The sequence below is a fragment of the Chlorobaculum thiosulfatiphilum genome, assembly GCF_006265165.1.
Classification (GTDB): domain Bacteria; phylum Bacteroidota; class Chlorobiia; order Chlorobiales; family Chlorobiaceae; genus Chlorobaculum; species Chlorobaculum thiosulfatiphilum.
Genome location: NZ_VDCH01000020.1, coordinates 23,575 through 43,533, shown reverse-complemented (window position 1 = coordinate 43,533; position 19,959 = coordinate 23,575). Strand labels below are relative to the sequence as shown.

Here is a 19,959-nt window from a genome sequence, read left to right as displayed (position 1 = left end):
TTGACAACGTGGCAAACAGGCCACCAGAATGGTCTCGAACTGCATGGTATCCAGATGACGCCATCGTTGCTCAGTGGCATGGTCATAAATGCTGCATGATGCACCGCATACCGGACACGCGACCTGCTTGCCGGTACAGACCAGTCTGATCTCGACCCGCTTGCCGCTCATCGACACATGAACGTTCTCGACCTTCCAGTTTGAGGAAAGACCTAAAAGTTGGTGGTAATGGCTCGTCAGGCTCTGCATGGGAGTATCAAGGTGCGGTTGGGTAAAGCTCAAAATTACTCTATGTTACCTCATACACACCCTTCTTCCCACGATATTCTGCGAAGAGCCAAAAAATATTCATGCAGAGAAAAGAAAAAGCGCTGGAGTTGTTCGGCAACCGTTGCAATTGCAGCCAGGCGGTGTTCGCGGCTTTTCGGCAGGCGGAGGTGCTTGACGAAGCGAGCGCGTTGCGGCTTGCAACAGTGTTCGGTGGCGGCGTGGCCGGTTCAGGCGGCGAAATGTGCGGCGCGGTAACCGGGGCCTTGATGGCGTTGTCGATGCGCTACGACATGGGCGGCATCGGGGAGCTGGCGAACAAAAAGAGGACGTACGAGCTTGGGCGGCAGTTCATGGAGGAGTTCGAGAAACGCATGGGTTCATGCCGTTGCGAGTCGATGCTCGGTCTCTGCATCGGCGAGCAGGAAAATCTGCAAAAAGCGCGTGAGCTGAAGCTCTTCGAGACGGTTTGCGTCGATGCTGTCGGCACGGCATCGGATATTCTGGAGGAGATGCTGGGCGCTGAGGTTTCGTGAAAGTTTGAGATCGCCGCCGAGCGCTCACTCTTCCATCTGAAAAACGGAGACTTCACGCCTGATGACTTCGCCATTGACCTCGTAAGCTTTTTCGAGGTCGTACTGCATCTGCATTCCAAACCAGAACTGCGCCGAGTTGCTGAAAAAACGGGCCAGACGCCAAGCGGTGTCTGCATTTATGTCGCGGTTGCCTTGCAGAATCTCCTCGATCTCTGATTCCGGCAGATTCAGCCCTTGGGCGACGGTCGCGTTGCTCAGTTGCATGGGAGCAAGGAACTCTTCGGAGAGAATCTCTCCCGGATGAGCCGTTTTCATTTTTGTTCTCGGAAGCATGATCTCTTCTCCTCTGATCTCCCTGAATTTCGGATTAGTGTCTGTTTAATCATTTTACCATTAATTCATGGATAATGCTTCCGGATTCGGTCAAAGAAAGTACAGAAATTCTCAAAACGGCAAGAAAACCAAAAAGCCCCGTTCCTGCTGACACGGGGCTTTTTGGTTGTGGTTGGCTCGATGGCGCTTACTTGTCGTCGCCGTCGATGACTTCGTATTCTGCGTTGACCGCGCCGTCGCCGCCCTTGCCGGGCTGACCCGCCTGGCCGTCGGTCTGCGGCTGCGGGCCGGGCTGGGGTTCCGCGCCGGGCTGGCCGTAGAGATTGGATGCGGCTTCGCTCCAGACCTTGCTCAATTCGTCCATCGCGGGTTTGATGGCGTCAGCGCTGCCGCTCTTGTGCGCCTCTTTGAGCTTTTCGAGCGCGCTCTCGATCTGGCCCTTCTTGTCCGCCGGAAGCTTGTCGCCAAGCTCGGTGAGCTGCTTCTCGGTGCTGAAGATGAGCGAGTCGGCGGAGTTTTTCAGGTCGATCTCCTCCTTGCGCTTCTGGTCTTCGGCAGCGTGGGCTTTCGCATCATCCTTCATCTTCTCGATCTCGGCATCGGTGAGCTTGCCGCTGGCCTCGATCTTGATGCTCTGCTCCTTGCCGGTCGCCTTGTCTTTTGCCGACACGTTCAGGATGCCGTTGGCATCGATGTCGAAGGTCACCTCGATCTGCGGCATGCCGCGCGGAGCCGGCGGAATGTCGCCAAGGTGGAACCTGCCGAGGGTCTTGTTGTCGCTGGCCATCGGACGCTCGCCCTGCAACACGTGCACCTCCACCGAAGTCTGGTTGTCGCCGGCGGTCGAGAAGACCTCCTGCTTGCGCGTCGGGATCGTGCTGTTGGACTCGATCAGCCTGGTCATCACGCCGCCGAGGGTTTCGATGCCGAGCGACAGCGGAGTGACGTCGAGCAGCAAGACGTCGGTGACATCGCCCCTGAGTACGCCGCCCTGGATCGCCGCGCCGATGGCGACCACCTCGTCGGGGTTCACGCTCTTGTTCGGCTCTTTGCCGAAGAACTCCTTCACGAGCGTCTGCACCTTCGGGATTCGGGTCGAACCGCCAACCAGCACCACCTCGTCGATCTCCTTCATGTCGAGCTTGGAGTTCTTGACGGCGCGGCGGCAGGGTTCGAGCAGCTTGTCGAAGAGGGCTGCGCTCATCGCCTCGAACTTGGCGCGGGTCAGGTTGATCACCAAGTGCTTCGGCCCCTCCTGGGTCGCCGTGATGAAGGGGAGGTTGATCTCGGTGTCGGTGCGCGACGAGAGTTCGACCTTCGCTTTTTCGGCAGCCTCTTTCAGGCGCTGCAAGGCGATGGCGTCCTTGCGCAGGTCGATGCCCTCCTGCTTCTTGAACTCGTCGGCCAGAAAATCGATGACCACCTGATCGAAGTCATCGCCGCCGAGGTGGGTGTCGCCGTCGGTCGATTTGACCTCGAAAACGCCGTCGCCAAGTTCGAGAATTGAAATATCGAAAGTACCGCCACCAAGATCGAACACGGCGACTTTCTCGCTCTGCTGCTTCTTGTCGAGGCCGTAAGCCAGCGCTGCCGCCGTCGGCTCGTTGATGATGCGCTTGACTTCAAGACCGGCGATTCGGCCAGCGTCCTTGGTGGCCTGGCGCTGGGCGTCGTTGAAGTAGGCCGGAACGGTGATGACCGCTTCAGTCACTTTCTCGCCGAGGAAGTCTTCGGCGGTCTGCTTCATCTTCTGAAGGATCATCGCCGAAATCTCTTGGGGCGAGTAGCTCTTGTCGGCGATCTTCACCTTGGCGTCGCCGCCCTCGTTGACCACGTCATACGACGCGAACTTCTTTTCGTTCGGCACTTCGTCGTACTTGCGGCCCATGAAGCGCTTGATCGAAAAGATGGTGTTTTTCGGGTTGGTAACGGCCTGGCGCTTCGCCGCCTGACCAACGAGCCTTTCGCCCGTCTTGGTGAAAGCGACCATCGACGGAGTCGTGCGGTTGCCTTCAGAGTTTTCTATGACCGTCGGCTGCGTACCCTGCATGACCGCTACGCAGGAGTTTGTGGTGCCGAGGTCGATTCCGATAATTTTTCCCATGATGTGTAATTCCTTTTTTTAACTGGTTTTGATGTATGGCAAACGGCTCCTTTTGCGAGAAGGCATCTGCCGGGGGAATAACTTTTAGCTGATCGAAATCTCCTTGGTCTTCTTGACCGGCTGCATTTTCGGCAGCGTGACGTGCAGCACACCATTGTCGAAAGCCGCGCCGATGTTCTCCTGATCGATCAGTTCGCCGATGTTGAAGCTGCGCGAGAACGAGCCGTAGCTTCTTTCGATGCGATGATAATCCTTCTTTTTCTGCTCTTCGTTCTGAGCGCGCTCAGCCTTGATGGTCAGCACATCATCCTCGATGTTGAGCGCGATGTTCTCTTTGGTGAGACCAGGCAACTCGGCATCGAGATGAAACGCATGCTCGTCTTCGGAAATATCAACCTTGAAGGAGGGGGCGGCAGGCATCTGGGTTCCGCTCCAGATGTCGTCGAACAGCCTCATCGGGTCTTTCGCGATTTTCATCAACATGGTTGTCTCCTGTATGCTTTGTTTTATATGATGTTCCATGGTATCTGGCGATCTCTGACCGCCTCTGATATTAAATCATCAAAAGCCGTGCCAAAGCTTGAAATTCGGTTTTTGCTCTGTTTTTGTCTGACAAATCTGTGCGCAAATTGGCGTTATCTGACACAGGAACATTCATTTTGTCAGACAGTCGGGCGGGAGAAGATGATTGCGAAAAGCGAGACAGGTGGCAAGGAAAAAGGAGAGCGGAAGGACTTGCCTTTACCGTCAGCCGGAGTCGGTCGGGAATGGATGATTTTGAATCGAGGGCAAAAATAAAAAAGGGCGATGAAGAAACATCGCCCACAAAGGTCAGCTCTATTTAAGGAAAAACTCAGGTGGTCAGGTTGGTGTTGACTTTCTGAATCCAGCTCAACCGGTCCTGAAGATTTTCAACCACGCTTTTCGAGATGAGGAAGCAGGCATAGACGATGCTGTCATCAGAAATACGGTAATAGCACTTTAAACCCTCTTTCCGGCGATTGACGACGCCGTTGTCGTGCATGAGCGCCAGATGCTTGGAGATGTTGGCCTGGCTCGCGCCGACCTCCTTGACGATCTCCTGAACCGTGTGCTCTTTGTCGCAGAGCGTCCTCAGAATTTTAAGCCGCATCGGCTCGGAAAGCAGCTTGAAACGGTTCGATACGGCATCGAGCATCTCGTCCGGCATGTTGAACTGCCATTTTTTAACCTCTTCATCTGATATGGTAATCGATTTGCTCATGTCAAAACTTTGTTAGGAAGCCCTTGAACCCATTCAACGGCATGAAATAAGAAACTCATACAAATATATGCTTATTTAATCATATTAATCAAACCAAAAATAGTCCTTCGCATTCGTATCCGGAATGCTGAAATTCAAGGAAAGTACTGCACCGGCAGGGATGTCCTCAAAAGGTGATACTGGTCAGCCTTGTGATCGATTCGACAAGGGCTGATGGCGCCTTGACGCGCACGATACGCTCTCTGATGATGATTTTGGTTTTTTTTGCATCCTGAAATTCAGCGCGGCATTCAGGACACTCAGCAAGGTGTTGTGCAAGCTCTTCCTCTTCTTTCGGACAAAGCTCTCCATCGATAGCTGCACTCATGAGCACCATCGCTTTGTTACAATTCATGGCGGTCAACTGATAGGTTGTTTGAATTCAAGGAGTCACTCACCGGATTCGGTGTCGTAACCGCGCTTTTTGGCGTAATCTTCGAGCTTGGCACGCAACAGTTTTCTGCCTCTGTACAGACGTGACCGAACCGTTCCGATAGGACTTTCGACCATATTGGCGATCTCCTCATAGGTGAATCCTTCGATATCGCACAACTGTATAACCTCCATGAACTCTTCGGGGAGCGACTGCAATGCCTGGTAAACCTCTTCGTGCAAAAGGGAGTGGAAAAAATCCGACTCGGCTTCGGTGGTGTCGCTCTGCACGTCCTTGATCGTATGGTAAAAATCCTTGATCAGGTCGTAATCGACTTTGCCGGGTTCTCTCGCGTTTTTACGAAACTTGTTAATGTAGTTGTTTTTGAGAATTTTGAACAGCCATGCCTTGCAGTTTGTTCCCCGCTCGAAGGAATTGAAAAATTTATACGCCTTCAGGTAAGTTTCCTGCACCAGATCATGGGCGTCGTCCGGGTTCATCGTCAGGTGCAGCGCATAGTTGTAGAGGGAATTGATATGGGCGACAGCCTCCGCTTGAAACTCCTGCTGTTTAAGCTGTTCCTGAGCTGTGAGAATCTGTTTTTTCTCTTTCATATGGTGTTTTTTTGCCGTAAGCATTGAGGGGATTTCTTCCTGACAGAGCTTTAGAATCGTTGAACCGCGATAATGTCATCCATGACAAACAATATAAATATATATCTTTAGAGGCCTTGGAGTCAAGCGGCAAAAGTTTCTTTATAAAAGAGAGTTTGACTTTCTACAAAAAAATGTAAAAGATGGCTGAAACGGTTGATGTCATTGTCGTTGGAGCGGGTATCGGAGGTCTGACGGCGGCTGCGCTGTTGCAGGAGCGCGGCTTTTCGACCATTGTGTTTGAAAAGAACAGGTTTCCCGGCGGGAGCTGCTCCTCGTTCCGGAAGGGCGGCTACACCTTCGACGCCGGGGCGTCGGTCTTTTACGGCTTCCGTGATGACGATGCCAAGGGGACGCTCAACCTGCATTCGCGGATTTTCCGCAAACTCGGCGTCGAGATCGAGACCATTGCCGATCCGGTGCAGATTCACTACCACTTGCCCGCGGGTTTCGAGGTTCCGGCGTGGTTCGATCGTGACCGCTTTCTCGAATCGCTCAGTCGCCGCTTTCCACATGAACGGACGGGCATCCGGAAATTTTACGACGAGCTCGAATCGGTCTATGCCATTCTGAATGCCCTGCCCGCCGGATCGCTCGAAGATGTGATGCATCTGGGGATTGTGGGCGCTCGCCATCCGCTCAAGACGGCGGCGCTTGGCGTCAAGACGCTCTTTTCGATGGGCAAGACGGCGCGGCGTTACATCAGCGATCCGGAGCTGCTGCATTTCATTGATCTCGAATCGTACTCGTGGTCGGTGCAGGACGCTATTTCGACGCCGCTGGTCAACGCGGGCATCTGCCTGGCCGACCGGCATCACGGCGGCATCAACTATCCCGTCGGCGGTTCCGGGGCGATTCCGGCGGCGCTGGTGAAGGGTTTCGAGAAGTTCGGCGGCTCGGTGCGGTTCGGAAGTGAAGTGGCGAAGGTGATCGTCGAGAAGGGCGCGGCGTCCGGCGTCCGGCTGAGTGACGGCACGGAGGTGAGGGCGAGGGCGGTGGTCAGCAACGCCACCGCGTGGGACACCTTCAGCAAGCTCGTGGACGATCCCCGGCTGCGGATTCCCGACGAGCGCTTCATCAAGGCTCCGAGCTGGTTCCAGGTTTGGCTCGGAGTCGATGGGGCGATCGTGCCGCCGGGATTTCACATGCACCACATCATCGTCGGCGACTGGTCGAAATACGACCAGCTTGGCGGCACGATCTACTTCTCCGCGCCCTCGGTGCTCGACCCGTCGCTCGCGCCGCCGGGCAAGCACGCGCTGCACCTGTTCGTAACCGCCGAGACGTGGCAGTGGGAGCAGTTTGACTATCGCGGCGCGGAATACAAAGCAGCCAAAGAGGCCTTCGCCCGCTCGCTCATCGCGCGAGCCGAAAGCCTGCTGCCGGGATTGCGGGAGGCCGTCGAACTCACGGTGACGGCCACGCCGCAGAGCCACGTGCGCTACCTCAACCGCCGCGACGGCTCGTACGGCCCGCTGCTCAAGCCGGGGCAGAACATTCTGTTGAAGCCGCAGAACCGTACGCCGGTAAAGAATTTATATGCCGCCGGAGACAGCACCTTCCCCGGCCAAGGCGTGATCGCCGTGACCTACTCAGGCGTCTCGTGCGCCTCGTACATTGCGCGGCAACTCGGCAAGCCGCTGGATTACCTGTGAGTTGGGTGCAATGTGGACGACGTGGACAAAAGAGGAAAAAAATTCGCGCAGAGGTTATTATTCTTCAATTCAAAATTCATCATTCTCTTCGCTACGCCGTGGCGAGCAGCATGTCGATTTCGCGGTAGGGCATGTCGGTGAGTTCGGCGAGGATTTTCCTGGTGACGTACCCTTTGTAGAGGTAGGCGCCTTTCCGGAGGCTGTGGCTGTTCCAGAGGATTTCCGGAATGGTCTGGTAGGCGTTCAACTTGAGCAGGAACGGCAGGAGTGTGTTGGTCAAGGCGTAGGTCGCGGTTTTGGCTACCGCTGATGGAATGTTCGGGACGCAGTAGTGCGTTACGCCATGCTTGACGTAAATCGGATTGGTGTGCGTCGTGTGACGGCTCGTCCCGAAGCACGCGCCCTGGTCGATCGAGACGTCGATGATGACCGAGCCGGGCTTCATCGATTGCACCACCTGCTCACTCACCAGCGGCTTGATCAGCTTCAGCTTGGGGCTGAGCGCGCCGATCATCACATCGGACATTTTCGCGAGCTGCGAAATATAGTGCTCGTTGGCGATGGCCGTCACCAAGTGGCGGTTGAAGAACGCTTCAAAACGCCGCAAGCGGTTGATCTCCTTGTCGATCACCGTCACCTGCGCGCCGAGGCCGAGCGCGTCCTGCGCGGCGAACAGACCCACCGTGCCCGCGCCGATGATGGTGACGTGCGCGGGCGGCACCCCGGCGATGCCGCCAAGCAGAATACCGCTGCCGCCGTAACCGGTTTCGAGGTATTTCGCCGCCGTCTGGATGGCCAGCGATCCGGCGATTTCGCTGAGCGTCCGAACGATCGGCAGCTCGCCGTCCCGCGTTTCGATGAACTCGAAGCCAAGCGCCGTGATGTTCTTGTCGATCAGCGTTTTGAGCATCTGACGACTCACCGTGCCGAGATGCACCGCCGAGATAAGCATCTGGCCGGGCAGGAGAAGGTGCAGCTCTTCGAGCTGCGGCGGCGAGACCTTGACGATGACATTGGCCTGCGGGTACAGCTCCTCCGGAGAGGCTGCAATGACCGCGCCCGCTTCGGCGTAATCCTGATCATGAAAGTTGCAGAAACAGCCCGCTTTGCTTTCGACCACCACCCGGATGCCCTGCTCCGACAGAATCTGAACTCCCGCCGGTGAAAGCGCGACGCGCCGCTCGTCCTGGGCGCGCTCCTTCGGGATGGCGATGGCGATGCTCATCGTCTTTTCCGGCTTGAGCAGCCAGCGCTCGAGCGTTTTGACCCCGAGTTCGAATTCAAGAGTTCCAAGATCGGATGAGTAACCCATCGTCGGTATAATCGTCAGGATTTTCTGAAACAGCTTCGTGCAAAACTGAGCGCCCCCCGGTGGCCGTCGATGGCTTCCGGGGGGGCTGGTCAAAGGTTCGGTGGCTTATTTCGTCGAGATGGTAATGCGCTCGATGGATTCCGCCGGTTTGTCGTGCGTTGTGCAGGTCGAACCCGGCAAGTGCAACCGCCCTCCGCTGACAGAGCACAGCGCGCCGGACGCAGTATCGAGCGCCCCTTTGGCCGCGTTGCCAGCCATATCGAGGGGCATCTGCATGAAGGGGAAGGTCTCGATGAAATTGTTCATGGCGAGCTGCGATGCCGGGCCGAGGCCGCTGGCGATCTTGCCGACGGTATCGACAGGATTGAGCCGTCCCGTCTGCACTCTCGACACGATGCTCGAAACGCCAGACGGAAGTTTGGTGGTCACGTTGTAACCAATCGTCTGTGCGTAGGTGATGAAACCGGGAACGTTCAGCCCGAGCACAATCCGGCGGAATTTTTCGGCACGCGTCAGCACCCGGATCGTTCCCTCCTTGACTATTGTGGTGCGGCAGGCGAGGCGTCCACTTTCGGCGAAAAGCTGGTCTGAGATAAAAGCCTTTTCATCTTCGCCCGGTTTCGAGAGGCAATCAGCTCCTTCGAGAACATAGACGAAGCAGCTCTGGCAGATGGCGTTGCCGCCGCAGATGTAACCGATGTGCGATTTGTTGCGTTTTGCGGCGTTGAGCAGCAGATCGCCGACCTGCGCTTCACAAGGTTTGTCGTTGATGTAGATAATCATGGCGGTAAGATTTTCATTGGTGAACGATGGCTTGTCGAAAGAATCGCTGGAAGATTTTCCATGCAGAAATATACCTCCGGTACGATGGGTTTCAAAGAGTACTTCAAGCGTTATTTCGCCAAATGAGCGAAAATGAAAAAAGCCGGGAGTTCCGGCTTTTTTCAGTCGCGGGTCAGTTACAGACCGCGCCTCTCTCCTGATGGAGCTGGAGTACCTCGGCAGAGACGATCCTCGTGTGACCGTTGTCACCGGTTACCGTTTTCGCAAGGAGGGCCGCATCCCGGCAGCAGCCGTTGCCCGCTCTCTCCTCCGGCTTGTCCGCCGGGCGCTTCACGCCGAACGCCGACTGCAAGGCGTCGAATATTAGCTGAACAGCGTCGCTGATGGCCACGGCCACATCGTGAAGCAGTTGTGTCGCTTCAAGCGCATATTCCCCCTGTTCACGCCGCGCCTGAAAGGCGATCGTGTCAGTGAACTTGACCGCCGACTCCCAACCCATCTTGCCCATATATGCCGGAAGCTGGAGCGGATTTTCGAGGGTCATCCTTTTGGCCGCCTCGACCTCGGAGAGAATCGTAATTTTGCCCGGTTTTTCTATGAGGGTCTGGCAGGCCATTCGCGTACCCTCCTTTATCAGCCTGTCGGAAAGCATCGCCTTTTCGGCGTCACTCATCGGCGAAAGCAGCTCCGCGCCTTCGAGCACCCTTACGTAACAGGTCTGGCAGATGGCGTTTCCGCCGCAAAAGTAACCGATATGGCCCTGATGAGGGCGAGCCACATCGAGCAATCTATCCCCGACCTGAGCCGAACACTCCCTGTCGTTTATGGTGATATTCATAACTGTATGTTTTTATGTTTATGAAGTGAATCGCTTCATATTCACCATAACAGCGCAGACTCGGGAAATAGTTTCTAACAATTGTTATAGAACTGCAAGCCGACAAAAGGGACGGCAAGGAGTTCAAAGTGACAGAAAGGACAGCGGGGTAAACGTGATGATGCAAACAGGATTATCGGCTTTGATTCAGTTCGTCGAACGAAGGCGGAATCAGTATGAGCCGATTCTGCTGGCGGGTCTTGATGACTACATTGCTATACGATTGTTTTTCAATAGCTTAAAATAAAAACAACGCAAAAGAGCCACCTTTTCCGGTGACTCTTTTCTGCCAAGAAGCCGCGCTTTTGAGGCAGCTTTTTTTTGTTGCTGATACTCGCGCCTCAGATCACGCCTTTGGTCGATTTGATCTCAGCGCCCTCGATTTTCACCGCCTGCTTCATCGCGTAGGCGAGCGACTTGAAAAGCGCCTCGATCATGTGGTGCGTGTTGCGCCCCTCCAGCACGGCCAGGTGCAGATTCGCGTTCATCGTGCGCGAGAGCGACACGAAGAAGTGCTCCACCATTTCGGTCGAAAGCCCCTGGATCACCGGGCGCTGAAACTCGGCTTTGAAAACGCAGTAGCTCCGTCCACCGAGATCGATCGAGCATTGGGCCAGAGCCTCGTCCATCGGGATAATCGCCCAGCCGTAACGGCCAATGCCTTTCTTGTCGCCCAGTGCGTCCACGATGGCCTTGCCGAGCACGAGCGCCACGTCCTCGACGGTGTGGTGGTCGTCCACCTCCAGGTCGCCGCTACAGCGGAGCTGCACGTCGATGCCGGAGTGGCGGCTGAAGCTGGTCAGCATGTGATCGAGAAAAACCACGCCGGTCTTGATGGACGAGGCGCCCGATCCGTCGAGATTGACGGTGGCGGAGATATCCGTTTCAGCGGTTTTGCGGCTGTGCGAGGCGATGCGCAGGTTCATGGATGTCGAATCTGTCATGAAAGATGTTATCTGAAAAGTTTGTTGATGAGACCGATGACGATGCTCAAAATGATCGAAAGTACAATGGAGCTGCCGAGCGGAAAATAGAGCCGGAAATTCTCTTTCTGGATGTTGATGTCGAACGGCAGGTGGCCGAACCAGCCAAACCAGCCGTTCGCGCCCGATTTCTGGGCCAGCACGACGAGCAGGCCAAGCGCGGCGATCGATACTCCAAGAAAAATGAGCATTTTTCCAATTCCAGAAAACGGGTCTTGCATATTGTGGAAAAGTTGCTAAATTAAGCCCACGTTGTTGAAAGATACGATAGTAAACGGAAATTTCATCAGATAGCTGGTCATGCTCAACGGTTTCATCGTCATCTTCGCCATGCTGGCAGCACTCCTCCTGATTGTGGCGGTGATGTTGCAAAGCCCCAAGGCAGGCAGCGGTCTGACCGGCGGGATTTCAAGCCTCGGTACTGTTCAGACCCTCGGCGTCAGACGTACCGGTGATTTCCTGAGTAAGACGTCGGCGATTCTGGCTGGCGTGGTTATGGTTCTTTGCTTCATTGCACAGTTCACGCTTCCGACCCGTCATCAGGAGGGCGCAGGCAGCAGCATCCTGCAGAAGAGCGCTCCGGCGTCGCTTCCCGCAGGCAACCTCCCGCAGTCGCTTCCGACCGGCAACATCAAGCCTGCGGCGGCACCGGCGGAACAACCGGCGGCACCGGCAAAATAAGATTTGCACTCGTAGCTCAGTTGGTAGAGCAACTGACTCTTAATCAGTGGGTCCAAGGTTCGAATCCTTGCGAGTGCACCAGAGAAAGCCCTGTAAGTCATGATCTTGCAGGGCTTTTTTCGTTTTCTCATCGACGCTGTGGCCTACAGTTAATTTCAATGACTCAAGGGCATCGGCGACAGCAACCTGCCAGCTCTCTTCATCTCCCAACCAGTCTCCGACAATTCTCCTCCAGTCCGTCGAGCGCCTCGCGCATTGCCGTGCGCTTCGCTTCGCAAAACGCGTCGTCGTCGATGCTGTCGAGGTTTACCTCGACGTTGGCTTTGGCGCTGAGCAGGCCCGCGACGAGCAGGTAGCGACCTACGAAAACATCGCTGAGGACGGAGGGATTGGCGATCTGTTCGAGCCGGTCGGCAATCGGCAGCATGGCGATGCAACGGCGGAACAGCTCGAACGGCACTTCGGAGCTTGCTCGCAGCGCGTACTGGATCGCGGCGCGGCGGGCTTCAGCCTCCTCCGGCGTCGTCTTCGGCATCTTGTAAACCTCCATGATCGTGCCGAACACCTCCATGTCGCGGTCGCCGAGGTTGAGCATCTGGCGACGGGCGGTTTCGCACTGGTCGAGAATCAAGCGGATTTCATGCTCGACGTCGGCGAATTTCTTCTTGCCGATGGTCAGGTTGCAGACCATCGAGAAGAGCGCCGCGCCCTGCGCCGCCGTGACCGCCGCCGCCGCGCCGCCGCCGGGAGTGGGATCGGCGCTGGCGAGAGTGTCGAGATAGGCGGAGATTGCGCTCCAGCCGAGTGTGCCGTCAGGCTTCATGGTGGTAGTTGCGATAGAGTTGCAGGGCGTTGCGCATACACATGGCCACCGTCATGGGGCCGACCCTCGGAATGTAGATCGAGGCGGCTTCCCTGGCCTCCGGCTCGAAATTCTGGATGTAGGAGAAGTTCAGGCAGATCGCGCCCGGCTTCAGCTCCCCCGCCCTCACTTTTTCAAAGTGCGGCGACGGTACGCCGGTGATGACAATGTCCGACTGGCCAAGCGCATCCTGGCGCGAGACGGGGCGCGCTTCGTGATCGGAGCTGTTGACGTCAACGACGAAGCCGCCATTGATGTCGAAAGAGTAAACCCGCGCGCCATCGTTGGAGAGCATGTAGGCGAGCGGACGACCGACCACCTCCGAGCGGTTGAAGATGGTGATCTGCTGACCGCCGAACGGCAGGCCGTAAGGTTGATACGCATCGGTAGCTTCGAGCAGCTTGATGATCGCCAGCGGCGTACAGGGCAGGATCGCCTTGAACTTCCGCCCGGCGTCGTCGAAGCGCTCGTTGGCGTAGAGCTTGCCGATCCAGTGCGGCGACAGCCCCTCGACATCCTTGTGCGGCGAAATCAGATCCCGCAGCTCCGCGTCCCGCTCGTCGCCCCAGATCGGGTAATAGACGAAAATACCGTGAACGGCGCTGTCGCGGTTGGCCTCTTCGAGCACACTTCTGACCGATTCCGGCTCGCACCTCCTGAGATCGAAATGAATGCCGACATCTTCGCATCCGGCGCGGGTGTAGTCTGCGTAAGTGATCGAGGCAGGATCATCCGAGGCGAGAATGCCGACGATGTTGATCGTGAGCTGCTCCTCGGTGATCTGCCTACGGACGGCATCACGATACGAGGCGGCGACAGGGTTCGGTTCAAGCACTTTCATGGTTCAATGGTAACGTCGGTTCTGTTCAATGGAATTCCTGAAAAGAGACAACGGACTGGAATGGATTTCAAGAAGATGGCGAGCGATGGGCTGACGAACGGCGCTGTTATCTGTCGGGATGATTTTGACACGGTAATCACGGGGCAAAAAGCGTCGCCCTGAAAGGTGGCGGAACGGTAGCCGGACGAAATGGCGTCCGACTGTCTTGCTGGGGCGGCAGGATTCGAACCTGCGAATGTCGGCTCCAAAGGCCGATGCCTTACCACTTGGCGACGCCCCATCGTTCGGAAGAGATCGTTCTGAAAACGGCTTGAATTATACGGATAAATAGCTTAAAACACAACCCGAAGCCTGAATGAAGCGTGAAAAACCGCGCGGGCTTTTTTACCTTTCTGTTCAACTTTCTGTAACGAACATTCAGTCTCGCTCATGACGAAAATCAAGATCTGCGGCATCACCCGCCCCGAAGACGCCCTCGAAGCCTCGCTCTGGGGCGCGGACGCGCTCGGCTTCAACTTCAGCCGAAAGAGCCCGCGCCGCATCGATGCCGACGCGGCCCGCGCCATCGTCGCCGCGCTTCCGCCGCTCGTCAGCGCCGTGGGGGTCTTCGTCGAGCAGTCGCCCGAAGAGATAGTCGATCTCTGCCGCTATTGCGGCTTGCAGACGGCGCAGCTCCATTCGGATGATTACGACGCTGATAAGACGTTGCGGATCGAAGGCGTCCGGGTGATCCGGGTTTTTCGGCCCGGCCCCGGTTTCAGCGTCGAGGAGGTCAGGAGTTACGCGAAACGGACGGGTTGCCGGGGATTTCTGTTCGATGCGTTCAGCGCCGAAATGGCCGGAGGCACGGGCAATACCATCGAATCCTCGACGGCTTCCATGCTGTTTGACGAGACGCGCGATGTCGGCTGGGCATTGCTGGCGGGCGGGCTGAAGCCGGAGAACGTCGGCGACGCGGTGCGACTCGTGCGCCCCTGGGGCGTCGATACGGCAAGCGGCGTCGAGTCGTCGCCGGGCGTCAAGGATGCGCTGAAGATCCGGCGGTTCGTCGAAGCGGTGCGCGAGGCCGACCGCTCGCTCACGAATGGCTGCTGATGTGCCGAAGCACGATCTCCGCCGCCGTTTGCGGCAATTCGAGCGTGATGAGATGACCGCAATCCGGCACGCAGAGGTAGCTGCCGGATGGGGTCATCTCCTGCAATTTTTTGGCATTTTCGCAGGTCATGACCACATCTCCCTCTCCCGCCGCGAAGAGTATGGGCACCCTGACAGCCCGCACCATTTCGGGCAGCATCCCGGTCGTCTCCATCGCCGTGATCTGCGCGGTCGTCTGCTCGATGGCCTCCGAAGCGCAGAAACCGAGGCTCTCGAAGCCGACCTTGATGTCGTGCATCATGACCGAATTCCTTGACAGCGCGAGCCGCGCGAACATGTAGGCCGGAAGCCACCAGGTGAGCTTCCGCATCATGATGTTGAAGATGAAATTGATCGTGGCGGGCGCGGCCTTCGAGATAAATTCGTTGTTCGGCAGATAGCCGAAGTTGAAAAACACCATCGATCTGACGCTGTTCGGGTACTTGTTGACATAGTCGAGCGCCACGAACGGGCCAAACGAAAACGCGGCAATATGCAAATCTTTCAGCCCGATCGTCCGGATCAGCCCGTCAAGGTCGCGCGCGAAGTCGGAGATGTGGTAGCGATTCTGTGGATCGTTCTCCGACCAGCCGTGACCTTTCATGTCGTAGGCCACCGTGCGGTAGCCCGCCGCGTTCAGCTCGTGGATGATGCGGTGCCACCACATCCACCAGCAATCCCAGCCGTGGATGAGCAAGACGGTGCCTACCGGATTGGCTGGGCCGGAATCGTGATAGTGGTGCAAGAGGCCGCCGACGCTGACGAAATGGCTGTTTCGCATCAGGCCAAGTTCGTACCGGGCGCGGTTGCGTTCGCCCTGGGTGGAGGTCTCGAGCTGGTCGAGCAGCTTCAGGCGGTAAGCCCTGAATTTTTCTGACGATGGCTCCGGCAGGCTATCCATGGCTTTTCACGCTGAAGTTTCAGAGAGACACTACCGTTAAATGTAGGTAAAAATCCTGACTGCACGCAGTTTTTGCGCCACTTTCCAGGAGTGACCGAAGCCATGCCGCAACGTCACTTCACTGCCGGATCGCTGCCGGAGCCGTCCGCGTCGCTTGCCGGTTCACGGAAAATATTGCCGCCTTCACGCCTGATGATCTCCTGCTGCGTCAGAATCGTTTCGGGTGCGACCCGGAAATGCTTGAGCAACTGAGAGAACATCTGGATCGAGGTCTCGAAGATTTCGGTCACGACGGCATCGGCTCCGGCGCGGTAAAACCGGTTTGCCGATTCAAGCGAGCGGGAGCGCGCGATGATGAACGCCCCGGGATTGATCTCCCGCACCAGGCGGATGCACTGAACGGCGGCGTCGATCTCCGGAATGCAGATCACCACAGAGCGGGAGTGATCGACGCCGATGCGCAACAGCGACTTGCGCTCCGTGCAGTCGCCGTAGAAAAGCGGCTCGCCCTGGCGGCGCATCGTCTTGACCGTCTTGCGATCGGTATCGAGCACCGTGTAGGCGAGGTTCGTGGCGTTCATCACGGCGGCGACGTTCCTGCCAATCAGGCCGAATCCGATGATGGCGGCGTGAATTTCGCCCCTGCACGCGATAAGCCCGGCGGCGGCGCGAGCAGGCTGTTTCGGTTCGGGCTTGGATGCGAGCGGCATGAAGCCGAACACCGGAGCCATCTGGGCGGCGAACTTCGGCGCGGCGGCGATCAGCGTCGGCGTGACGATCATGGTGACGACGATGATGGCCAGCATCGACTGGAACATGTGCTGGTCGAGCAGCCCGGCGCTCCGGGCCGTTCCGGCGAGCACGAAGGAGAACTCGCCGATTTGCGCCAGCACCATGCCCGACATCAGGCTGACCCGCAGCGAAAAGCCGAGCGCCATCGAAATGCCGGTCATAATTATCGCTTTGACCACCAGCACCACCAGGGCGATGGCGACGAGCCACGGCAGCTCGATCATGTTCACGTCGAGCAAGAGGCCGACGGAGACGAAAAAGATGCTGGTCATCGCCTCGCGGAAGGGGTCGATGGTGCGGCTGATGCGGTGGCTTCCGTCGGTGCTGGCGATCACCATGCCCGCCATGAACGCGCCGAGCGCGAGCGACAGGCCGATAAGCGAGGCGAGCCACGCCGCGCCGAAGCAGAGCACCAAGGCGCCGAGCACCAGCACCTCGCCCGCGTGAAGCTCGGTGATGACCCGCACGATCTTCGGCATCAGGAACCGGAACCCGCCGAACATGCCGATGGTGAACAACAGAACGAGCGCAATCTCCTCGAGCGAAGCTTCAAGCGGCATCGAGCTGCCTCTCGTCAGAAAGCTGAATCCGAACATCAGCGGCACGATGGCCATGTCCTGGAAAATCAGGATGCCAAGAGCGATCCTGCCATGATCGAAACCGATTTCGCCCCGGTCGGAGAGAATTTTCAGGCACAGCGCCGTACTGCTGACCGAAAACGAAAAGCCGAGCACGAGCGCCTCCTTGCTGCCAACCGACGTGCCGATAGCATCCATCAGCCAGTATGATAACAGGGCGACGACAAGGCCGGTCAACAGAATCTGCGCCGTCCCGCCGAACAGGACGATCTTCTGGAGCTTTTTCAGATCATCGACCGAAAACTCCAGCCCGATGGTAAAAAGGAGCAGCACGACGCCCATCTCGGCAAGCGTCGAAATCAGCCCGCTGTCCCGAATGACATGGAACCCCGTCGGCCCGAGCATGACGCCCGTGAAGATCAAGCCGATCACCGGAGGAATCCGGATCTTCTGGAACACGAGAATGTTGACAATGGCAAGCGCCCCGATCAGGACCAGTTGCCCGAGAAATTCGTACTGATGCATGAAATACCTTGTTCAGAAACGGAATAGACAGAGGAGAAAATCATTGCGAATCACCATACCCAAGAGGCTGTCCGATTTGACAGCAAAGTTATCATGATCACCCTTGTGCTCCGTCATCGCGATGACAAAGAGCAAATATTGTAGAGTCTCGCGAGTTCCCTGCGGCAACCCGTCCGGGCGTTTATGCTGGCCAGTTCTCTGTTATTGTAGTGTAACACCGCAATATAAAAGGCGCAAATGGCTTCGGAATTTTATGGCGCGGCCATTGATAATTCCGTTAAAATCATACATTGTACAACAGTTGACAGTTCCTGCGCCAACCTGGCAACGCTTGCCGGAAAAGCCCCGCGAGAATCCGGATGCGGATTCGGGCTTGACCAGACAAGCTCCCCTATGACACCAGTCAACCCGAATCAATCCTGGAGAGTCGAGACCTTCCGGGCATTACCCGTTCGGGCGATTGATCGATTTGCCGTAACGGATTGCAGAGAACTGCCGTTCCTTCACATCAGACCATTTCCAGCAAATGTTCAAACCCAAACTGTTTACCGTTCTTCCCGAGCTGAACAGGCATCAGCTCGTCCGCGACATCGTGTCCGGAATTCTCGTCGGCATCGTGGCCCTGCCGCTTGCCATCGCCTTCGCCATCGCCTCTGGCGTCTCGCCCGAAAAGGGCCTCATCAGCGCCGTCATCGGCGGGTTTTTGATCTCCTTCCTCGGCGGTAGCCGCGTCCAGATCGGCGGGCCGACCGGCGCCTTCATCGTCATTCTCTACGGCATCGTCCAGCAATACGGCGTCAACGGCCTGATGATCGCCACCATCATGGCGGGCGTGATTCTCATCATCATGGGCCTGTCGCAGCTCGGCTCGCTCATCAAGTTCATCCCTTACCCGGTCGTGGTCGGCTTCACCAGCGGCATCGCCATCATCATCTTTTCGAGCGAGGTCAAGGATTTCCTCGGCCTGCAAATGGCCAGCGTACCCGCCGACTTCATCGAAAAGTGGGCCGCCTACTTCAAAGCCCTGCCGACGGCCAGCCCGGAAACCATCATGGTCGGCGCGGCAGCCTTGCTCATCATCATCTTCTGGCCGAAGGTCTCCACCAAAATTCCCGGCCCGCTGATCGCCCTCATCGTCACCACGCTGGCCGTGCGGATGCTGCATCTCCCGGTCGATACCATCGAAACGCGCTTCGGCGACATTTCGGCCTCGATTCCCGCGCCGAGCTTTCCGTCGCTCGACATGGCGACCATCCGCCACCTCATCATGCCCGCCACCACCATCGCCATTCTTGGAGCCATCGAGGCGCTGCTCTCGGCGGTGGTGGCCGACGGCATGATCGGCTCGCGGCACAAGTCGAACATGGAGCTGGTCGCCCAGGGCGTGGCCAATATCGTCTCCCCGATCTTTGGCGGCATTCCCGTCACCGGCGCGATTGCCCGCACGGCGACCAACGTCAAGAACGGCGGGCGCACGCCAATCGCCGGAATCGTTCACGCCATCACGCTGCTCGCCATCATGCTCCTTTTCGGCTCGTGGGCAAAGCTGATTCCAATGCCGACGCTGGCGGCGATTCTGATTGTCGTCGCTTGGAACATGAGCGAGCACCACGTCTTCCGGCAGTTGCTGAAAAGCCCGAAAAGCGACGTGGCCGTGCTGCTCACCACCTTCGGCCTGACGGTGATTTTCGACCTCACCATCGCCATCGAGGTGGGAATGCTGCTCTCGGCCATCCTCTTCATGAAGCGCATGGCCAGCATGAGCAACGTCGGCGTCATCACCGGCGAGCTGAAAGATGCCGAGGACGAGGATGACCCGAACGCCATCGTCAGCCGCGCCATTCCGGCGGGCGTGGACGTTTTCGAGGTCAGCGGCCCCTTCTTCTTCGGCGCGGCCTCGAAGTTCAAGGACGCAATGCACGTGGTCGGCAAAGCCCCGGCGATCCGGATTCTCAGGATGCGCAAGGTAATGAGCATCGACGCCACCGGCCTGAACATGATGAAGGAGCTGGTCTCCGACAGCCGGAAAACCGGCACGAAGCTGATTCTTTCCGGCGTTCACGTCCAGCCGCTCTTCGCCATGCAGCAATACGGACTTTCGGACGAGATCGGCGAGGAGAACATCTTCGGCAACATCGACGACGCCCTCGACCGCGCGCGAAGCCTGCTCGGCCTGCCCGTACAGGGACGCCCAGCGGGTTTCGTCGCCAGCGTGAAAAGAGAGAAGGAGTAGAGGAGCGAACGATTGAATTGCAAAGACGATACATTCAGGATAAACATCGTCTTGAAGAGCGCCCGGCTATACGTGATTTCCCCATAGCTCAAGACGCCAAGAGCAACGCAAAAGAGTCAAGTTTTCCGGTGGCTCTTTTGCGCGAGGAGGCTGGGGCTTTTGATTCAATTGTCCAGTCACCCCTCGTTCCCCCAGTTTTGCCATCCGGCCTATTTTACTATATTCTCCGTCGTTCTGGCGCGCGATGCGCGCCG

The 19,959-nt window shown here is 57.3% G+C and carries 21 protein-coding genes and 2 tRNA genes; 6 read left to right on the top strand and 17 right to left on the bottom strand.

Going from position 1 to position 19,959, the window contains the following annotated elements:
• A partial coding sequence (locus FGF66_RS09220) for a transposase family protein (RefSeq protein WP_139457354.1) occupies window positions 1-249 on the bottom strand: 249 nt, incomplete at its 3' end.
• 101 nt (window positions 250-350) lie between these two features.
• Between FGF66_RS09220 and FGF66_RS09215 the strand changes: the two genes are divergently transcribed.
• A complete protein-coding gene (locus tag FGF66_RS09215) occupies window positions 351-803 on the top strand; it encodes a C-GCAxxG-C-C family (seleno)protein (RefSeq protein WP_139457353.1) in 453 nt (150 codons plus the stop codon).
• A gap of 24 nt (window positions 804-827) precedes the next feature.
• On the opposite strand, the gene FGF66_RS09210 is transcribed toward FGF66_RS09215, so the two are convergent.
• The 6 genes from FGF66_RS09210 to FGF66_RS09185 form a co-directional block, all read right to left on the bottom strand.
• Window positions 828-1,136, bottom strand: a complete 309-nt coding sequence (locus FGF66_RS09210) for a HigA family addiction module antitoxin (protein WP_139457352.1) — start codon at window positions 1,134-1,136, stop codon at window positions 828-830.
• Window positions 1,137-1,323: 187 nt separating this feature from the next.
• Window positions 1,324-3,240, bottom strand: a complete 1,917-nt coding sequence (gene dnaK / locus FGF66_RS09205; protein ID WP_139457351.1) for a molecular chaperone DnaK — start codon at window positions 3,238-3,240, stop codon at window positions 1,324-1,326.
• Between the two features lie 84 nt (window positions 3,241-3,324).
• Complete coding sequence (locus FGF66_RS09200) at window positions 3,325-3,723, bottom strand: Hsp20/alpha crystallin family protein (protein ID WP_139457350.1); 399 nt, start codon at window positions 3,721-3,723, stop codon at window positions 3,325-3,327.
• 370 nt (window positions 3,724-4,093) lie between these two features.
• Entirely contained in the window at window positions 4,094-4,483 is a 390-nt protein-coding gene (locus tag FGF66_RS09195) for an ArsR/SmtB family transcription factor (RefSeq protein ID WP_139457349.1), read from the bottom strand.
• Between the two features lie 166 nt (window positions 4,484-4,649).
• On the bottom strand, window positions 4,650-4,877 hold the full coding sequence (locus FGF66_RS09190) for an anti-sigma factor family protein (protein WP_139457358.1): 228 nt from the start codon (window positions 4,875-4,877) through the stop codon (window positions 4,650-4,652).
• A gap of 35 nt (window positions 4,878-4,912) precedes the next feature.
• Window positions 4,913-5,509 carry a sigma-70 family RNA polymerase sigma factor gene (locus tag FGF66_RS09185; RefSeq protein WP_139457348.1) on the bottom strand — a complete coding sequence of 199 codons (597 nt, stop codon included), beginning with the start codon at window positions 5,507-5,509 and terminating at the stop codon, window positions 4,913-4,915.
• Between the two features lie 182 nt (window positions 5,510-5,691).
• On the opposite strand from FGF66_RS09185, the gene FGF66_RS09180 reads away from it, so the two are divergent.
• Window positions 5,692-7,203: an FAD-dependent oxidoreductase gene (locus FGF66_RS09180; protein WP_139457347.1), complete on the top strand. Its 1,512-nt coding sequence runs from the start codon at window positions 5,692-5,694 to the stop codon at window positions 7,201-7,203.
• A gap of 91 nt (window positions 7,204-7,294) precedes the next feature.
• Here FGF66_RS09180 and FGF66_RS09175 read toward each other — a convergent pair whose 3' ends face one another.
• From FGF66_RS09175 to FGF66_RS09155, 5 genes are all read right to left on the bottom strand, one after another.
• On the bottom strand, window positions 7,295-8,515 hold the full coding sequence (locus FGF66_RS09175) for an alanine dehydrogenase (protein WP_170181309.1): 1,221 nt from the start codon (window positions 8,513-8,515) through the stop codon (window positions 7,295-7,297).
• A gap of 105 nt (window positions 8,516-8,620) precedes the next feature.
• Window positions 8,621-9,298: a 2Fe-2S iron-sulfur cluster-binding protein gene (locus FGF66_RS09170; protein ID WP_139457346.1), complete on the bottom strand. Its 678-nt coding sequence runs from the start codon at window positions 9,296-9,298 to the stop codon at window positions 8,621-8,623.
• A gap of 172 nt (window positions 9,299-9,470) precedes the next feature.
• Entirely contained in the window at window positions 9,471-10,136 is a 666-nt protein-coding gene (locus tag FGF66_RS09165) for a 2Fe-2S iron-sulfur cluster-binding protein (protein WP_139457345.1), read from the bottom strand.
• 380 nt (window positions 10,137-10,516) lie between these two features.
• Window positions 10,517-11,101, bottom strand: a complete 585-nt coding sequence (gene hisB, locus FGF66_RS09160; RefSeq protein WP_139457356.1) for an imidazoleglycerol-phosphate dehydratase HisB — start codon at window positions 11,099-11,101, stop codon at window positions 10,517-10,519.
• Window positions 11,102-11,127: 26 nt separating this feature from the next.
• Window positions 11,128-11,349 carry a DUF2905 domain-containing protein gene (locus FGF66_RS09155; RefSeq protein ID WP_139457344.1) on the bottom strand — a complete coding sequence of 74 codons (222 nt, stop codon included), beginning with the start codon at window positions 11,347-11,349 and terminating at the stop codon, window positions 11,128-11,130.
• A gap of 109 nt (window positions 11,350-11,458) precedes the next feature.
• On the opposite strand from FGF66_RS09155, the gene secG reads away from it, so the two are divergent.
• Complete coding sequence (secG, locus tag FGF66_RS09150; RefSeq protein WP_139457343.1) at window positions 11,459-11,839, top strand: preprotein translocase subunit SecG; 381 nt, start codon at window positions 11,459-11,461, stop codon at window positions 11,837-11,839.
• A 5-nt stretch (window positions 11,840-11,844) separates the two neighbouring features.
• Window positions 11,845-11,920 (top strand) — tRNA-Lys (locus FGF66_RS09145).
• 118 nt (window positions 11,921-12,038) lie between these two features.
• Here the strand turns inward: FGF66_RS09145 and FGF66_RS09140 are convergent.
• The 3 genes from FGF66_RS09140 to FGF66_RS09130 all read right to left on the bottom strand — a co-directional run bounded on the left by FGF66_RS09140 (window position 12,039) and on the right by FGF66_RS09130 (window position 13,822).
• Window positions 12,039-12,662: a cyclodeaminase/cyclohydrolase family protein gene (locus tag FGF66_RS09140; RefSeq protein ID WP_139457342.1), complete on the bottom strand. Its 624-nt coding sequence runs from the start codon at window positions 12,660-12,662 to the stop codon at window positions 12,039-12,041.
• Complete coding sequence (locus FGF66_RS09135) at window positions 12,652-13,542, bottom strand: bifunctional methylenetetrahydrofolate dehydrogenase/methenyltetrahydrofolate cyclohydrolase (protein ID WP_139457341.1); 891 nt, start codon at window positions 13,540-13,542, stop codon at window positions 12,652-12,654. The genes FGF66_RS09140 and FGF66_RS09135 overlap by 11 nt, the downstream gene beginning before the upstream one ends.
• A 208-nt stretch (window positions 13,543-13,750) precedes the next feature.
• A tRNA-Gln gene (locus FGF66_RS09130) sits at window positions 13,751-13,822 on the bottom strand.
• A gap of 149 nt (window positions 13,823-13,971) precedes the next feature.
• On the opposite strand from FGF66_RS09130, the gene FGF66_RS09125 reads away from it, so the two are divergent.
• Window positions 13,972-14,637, top strand: coding sequence for a phosphoribosylanthranilate isomerase (locus FGF66_RS09125; protein WP_139457340.1), 666 nt, complete (start codon window positions 13,972-13,974; stop codon window positions 14,635-14,637).
• Here the strand turns inward: FGF66_RS09125 and FGF66_RS09120 are convergent.
• Both FGF66_RS09120 and FGF66_RS09115 read right to left on the bottom strand, forming a co-directional pair.
• On the bottom strand, window positions 14,621-15,577 hold the full coding sequence (locus FGF66_RS09120; protein ID WP_139457339.1) for an alpha/beta fold hydrolase: 957 nt from the start codon (window positions 15,575-15,577) through the stop codon (window positions 14,621-14,623). The two genes, FGF66_RS09125 and FGF66_RS09120, sit on opposite strands and share 17 nt — an antisense overlap.
• Window positions 15,578-15,690: 113 nt before the next feature.
• The gene (locus FGF66_RS09115) at window positions 15,691-17,472 is read right to left on the bottom strand and encodes a cation:proton antiporter (RefSeq protein ID WP_139457338.1); all 1,782 of its coding nucleotides are present in this window, start codon (window positions 17,470-17,472) and stop codon (window positions 15,691-15,693) included.
• Window positions 17,473-17,998: 526 nt separating this feature from the next.
• Between FGF66_RS09115 and FGF66_RS09110 the strand changes: the two genes are divergently transcribed.
• Window positions 17,999-19,705 carry a SulP family inorganic anion transporter gene (locus FGF66_RS09110; RefSeq protein WP_139457337.1) on the top strand — a complete coding sequence of 569 codons (1,707 nt, stop codon included), beginning with the start codon at window positions 17,999-18,001 and terminating at the stop codon, window positions 19,703-19,705.
• The last annotated feature ends 254 nt before the right edge of the window (window positions 19,706-19,959 follow it).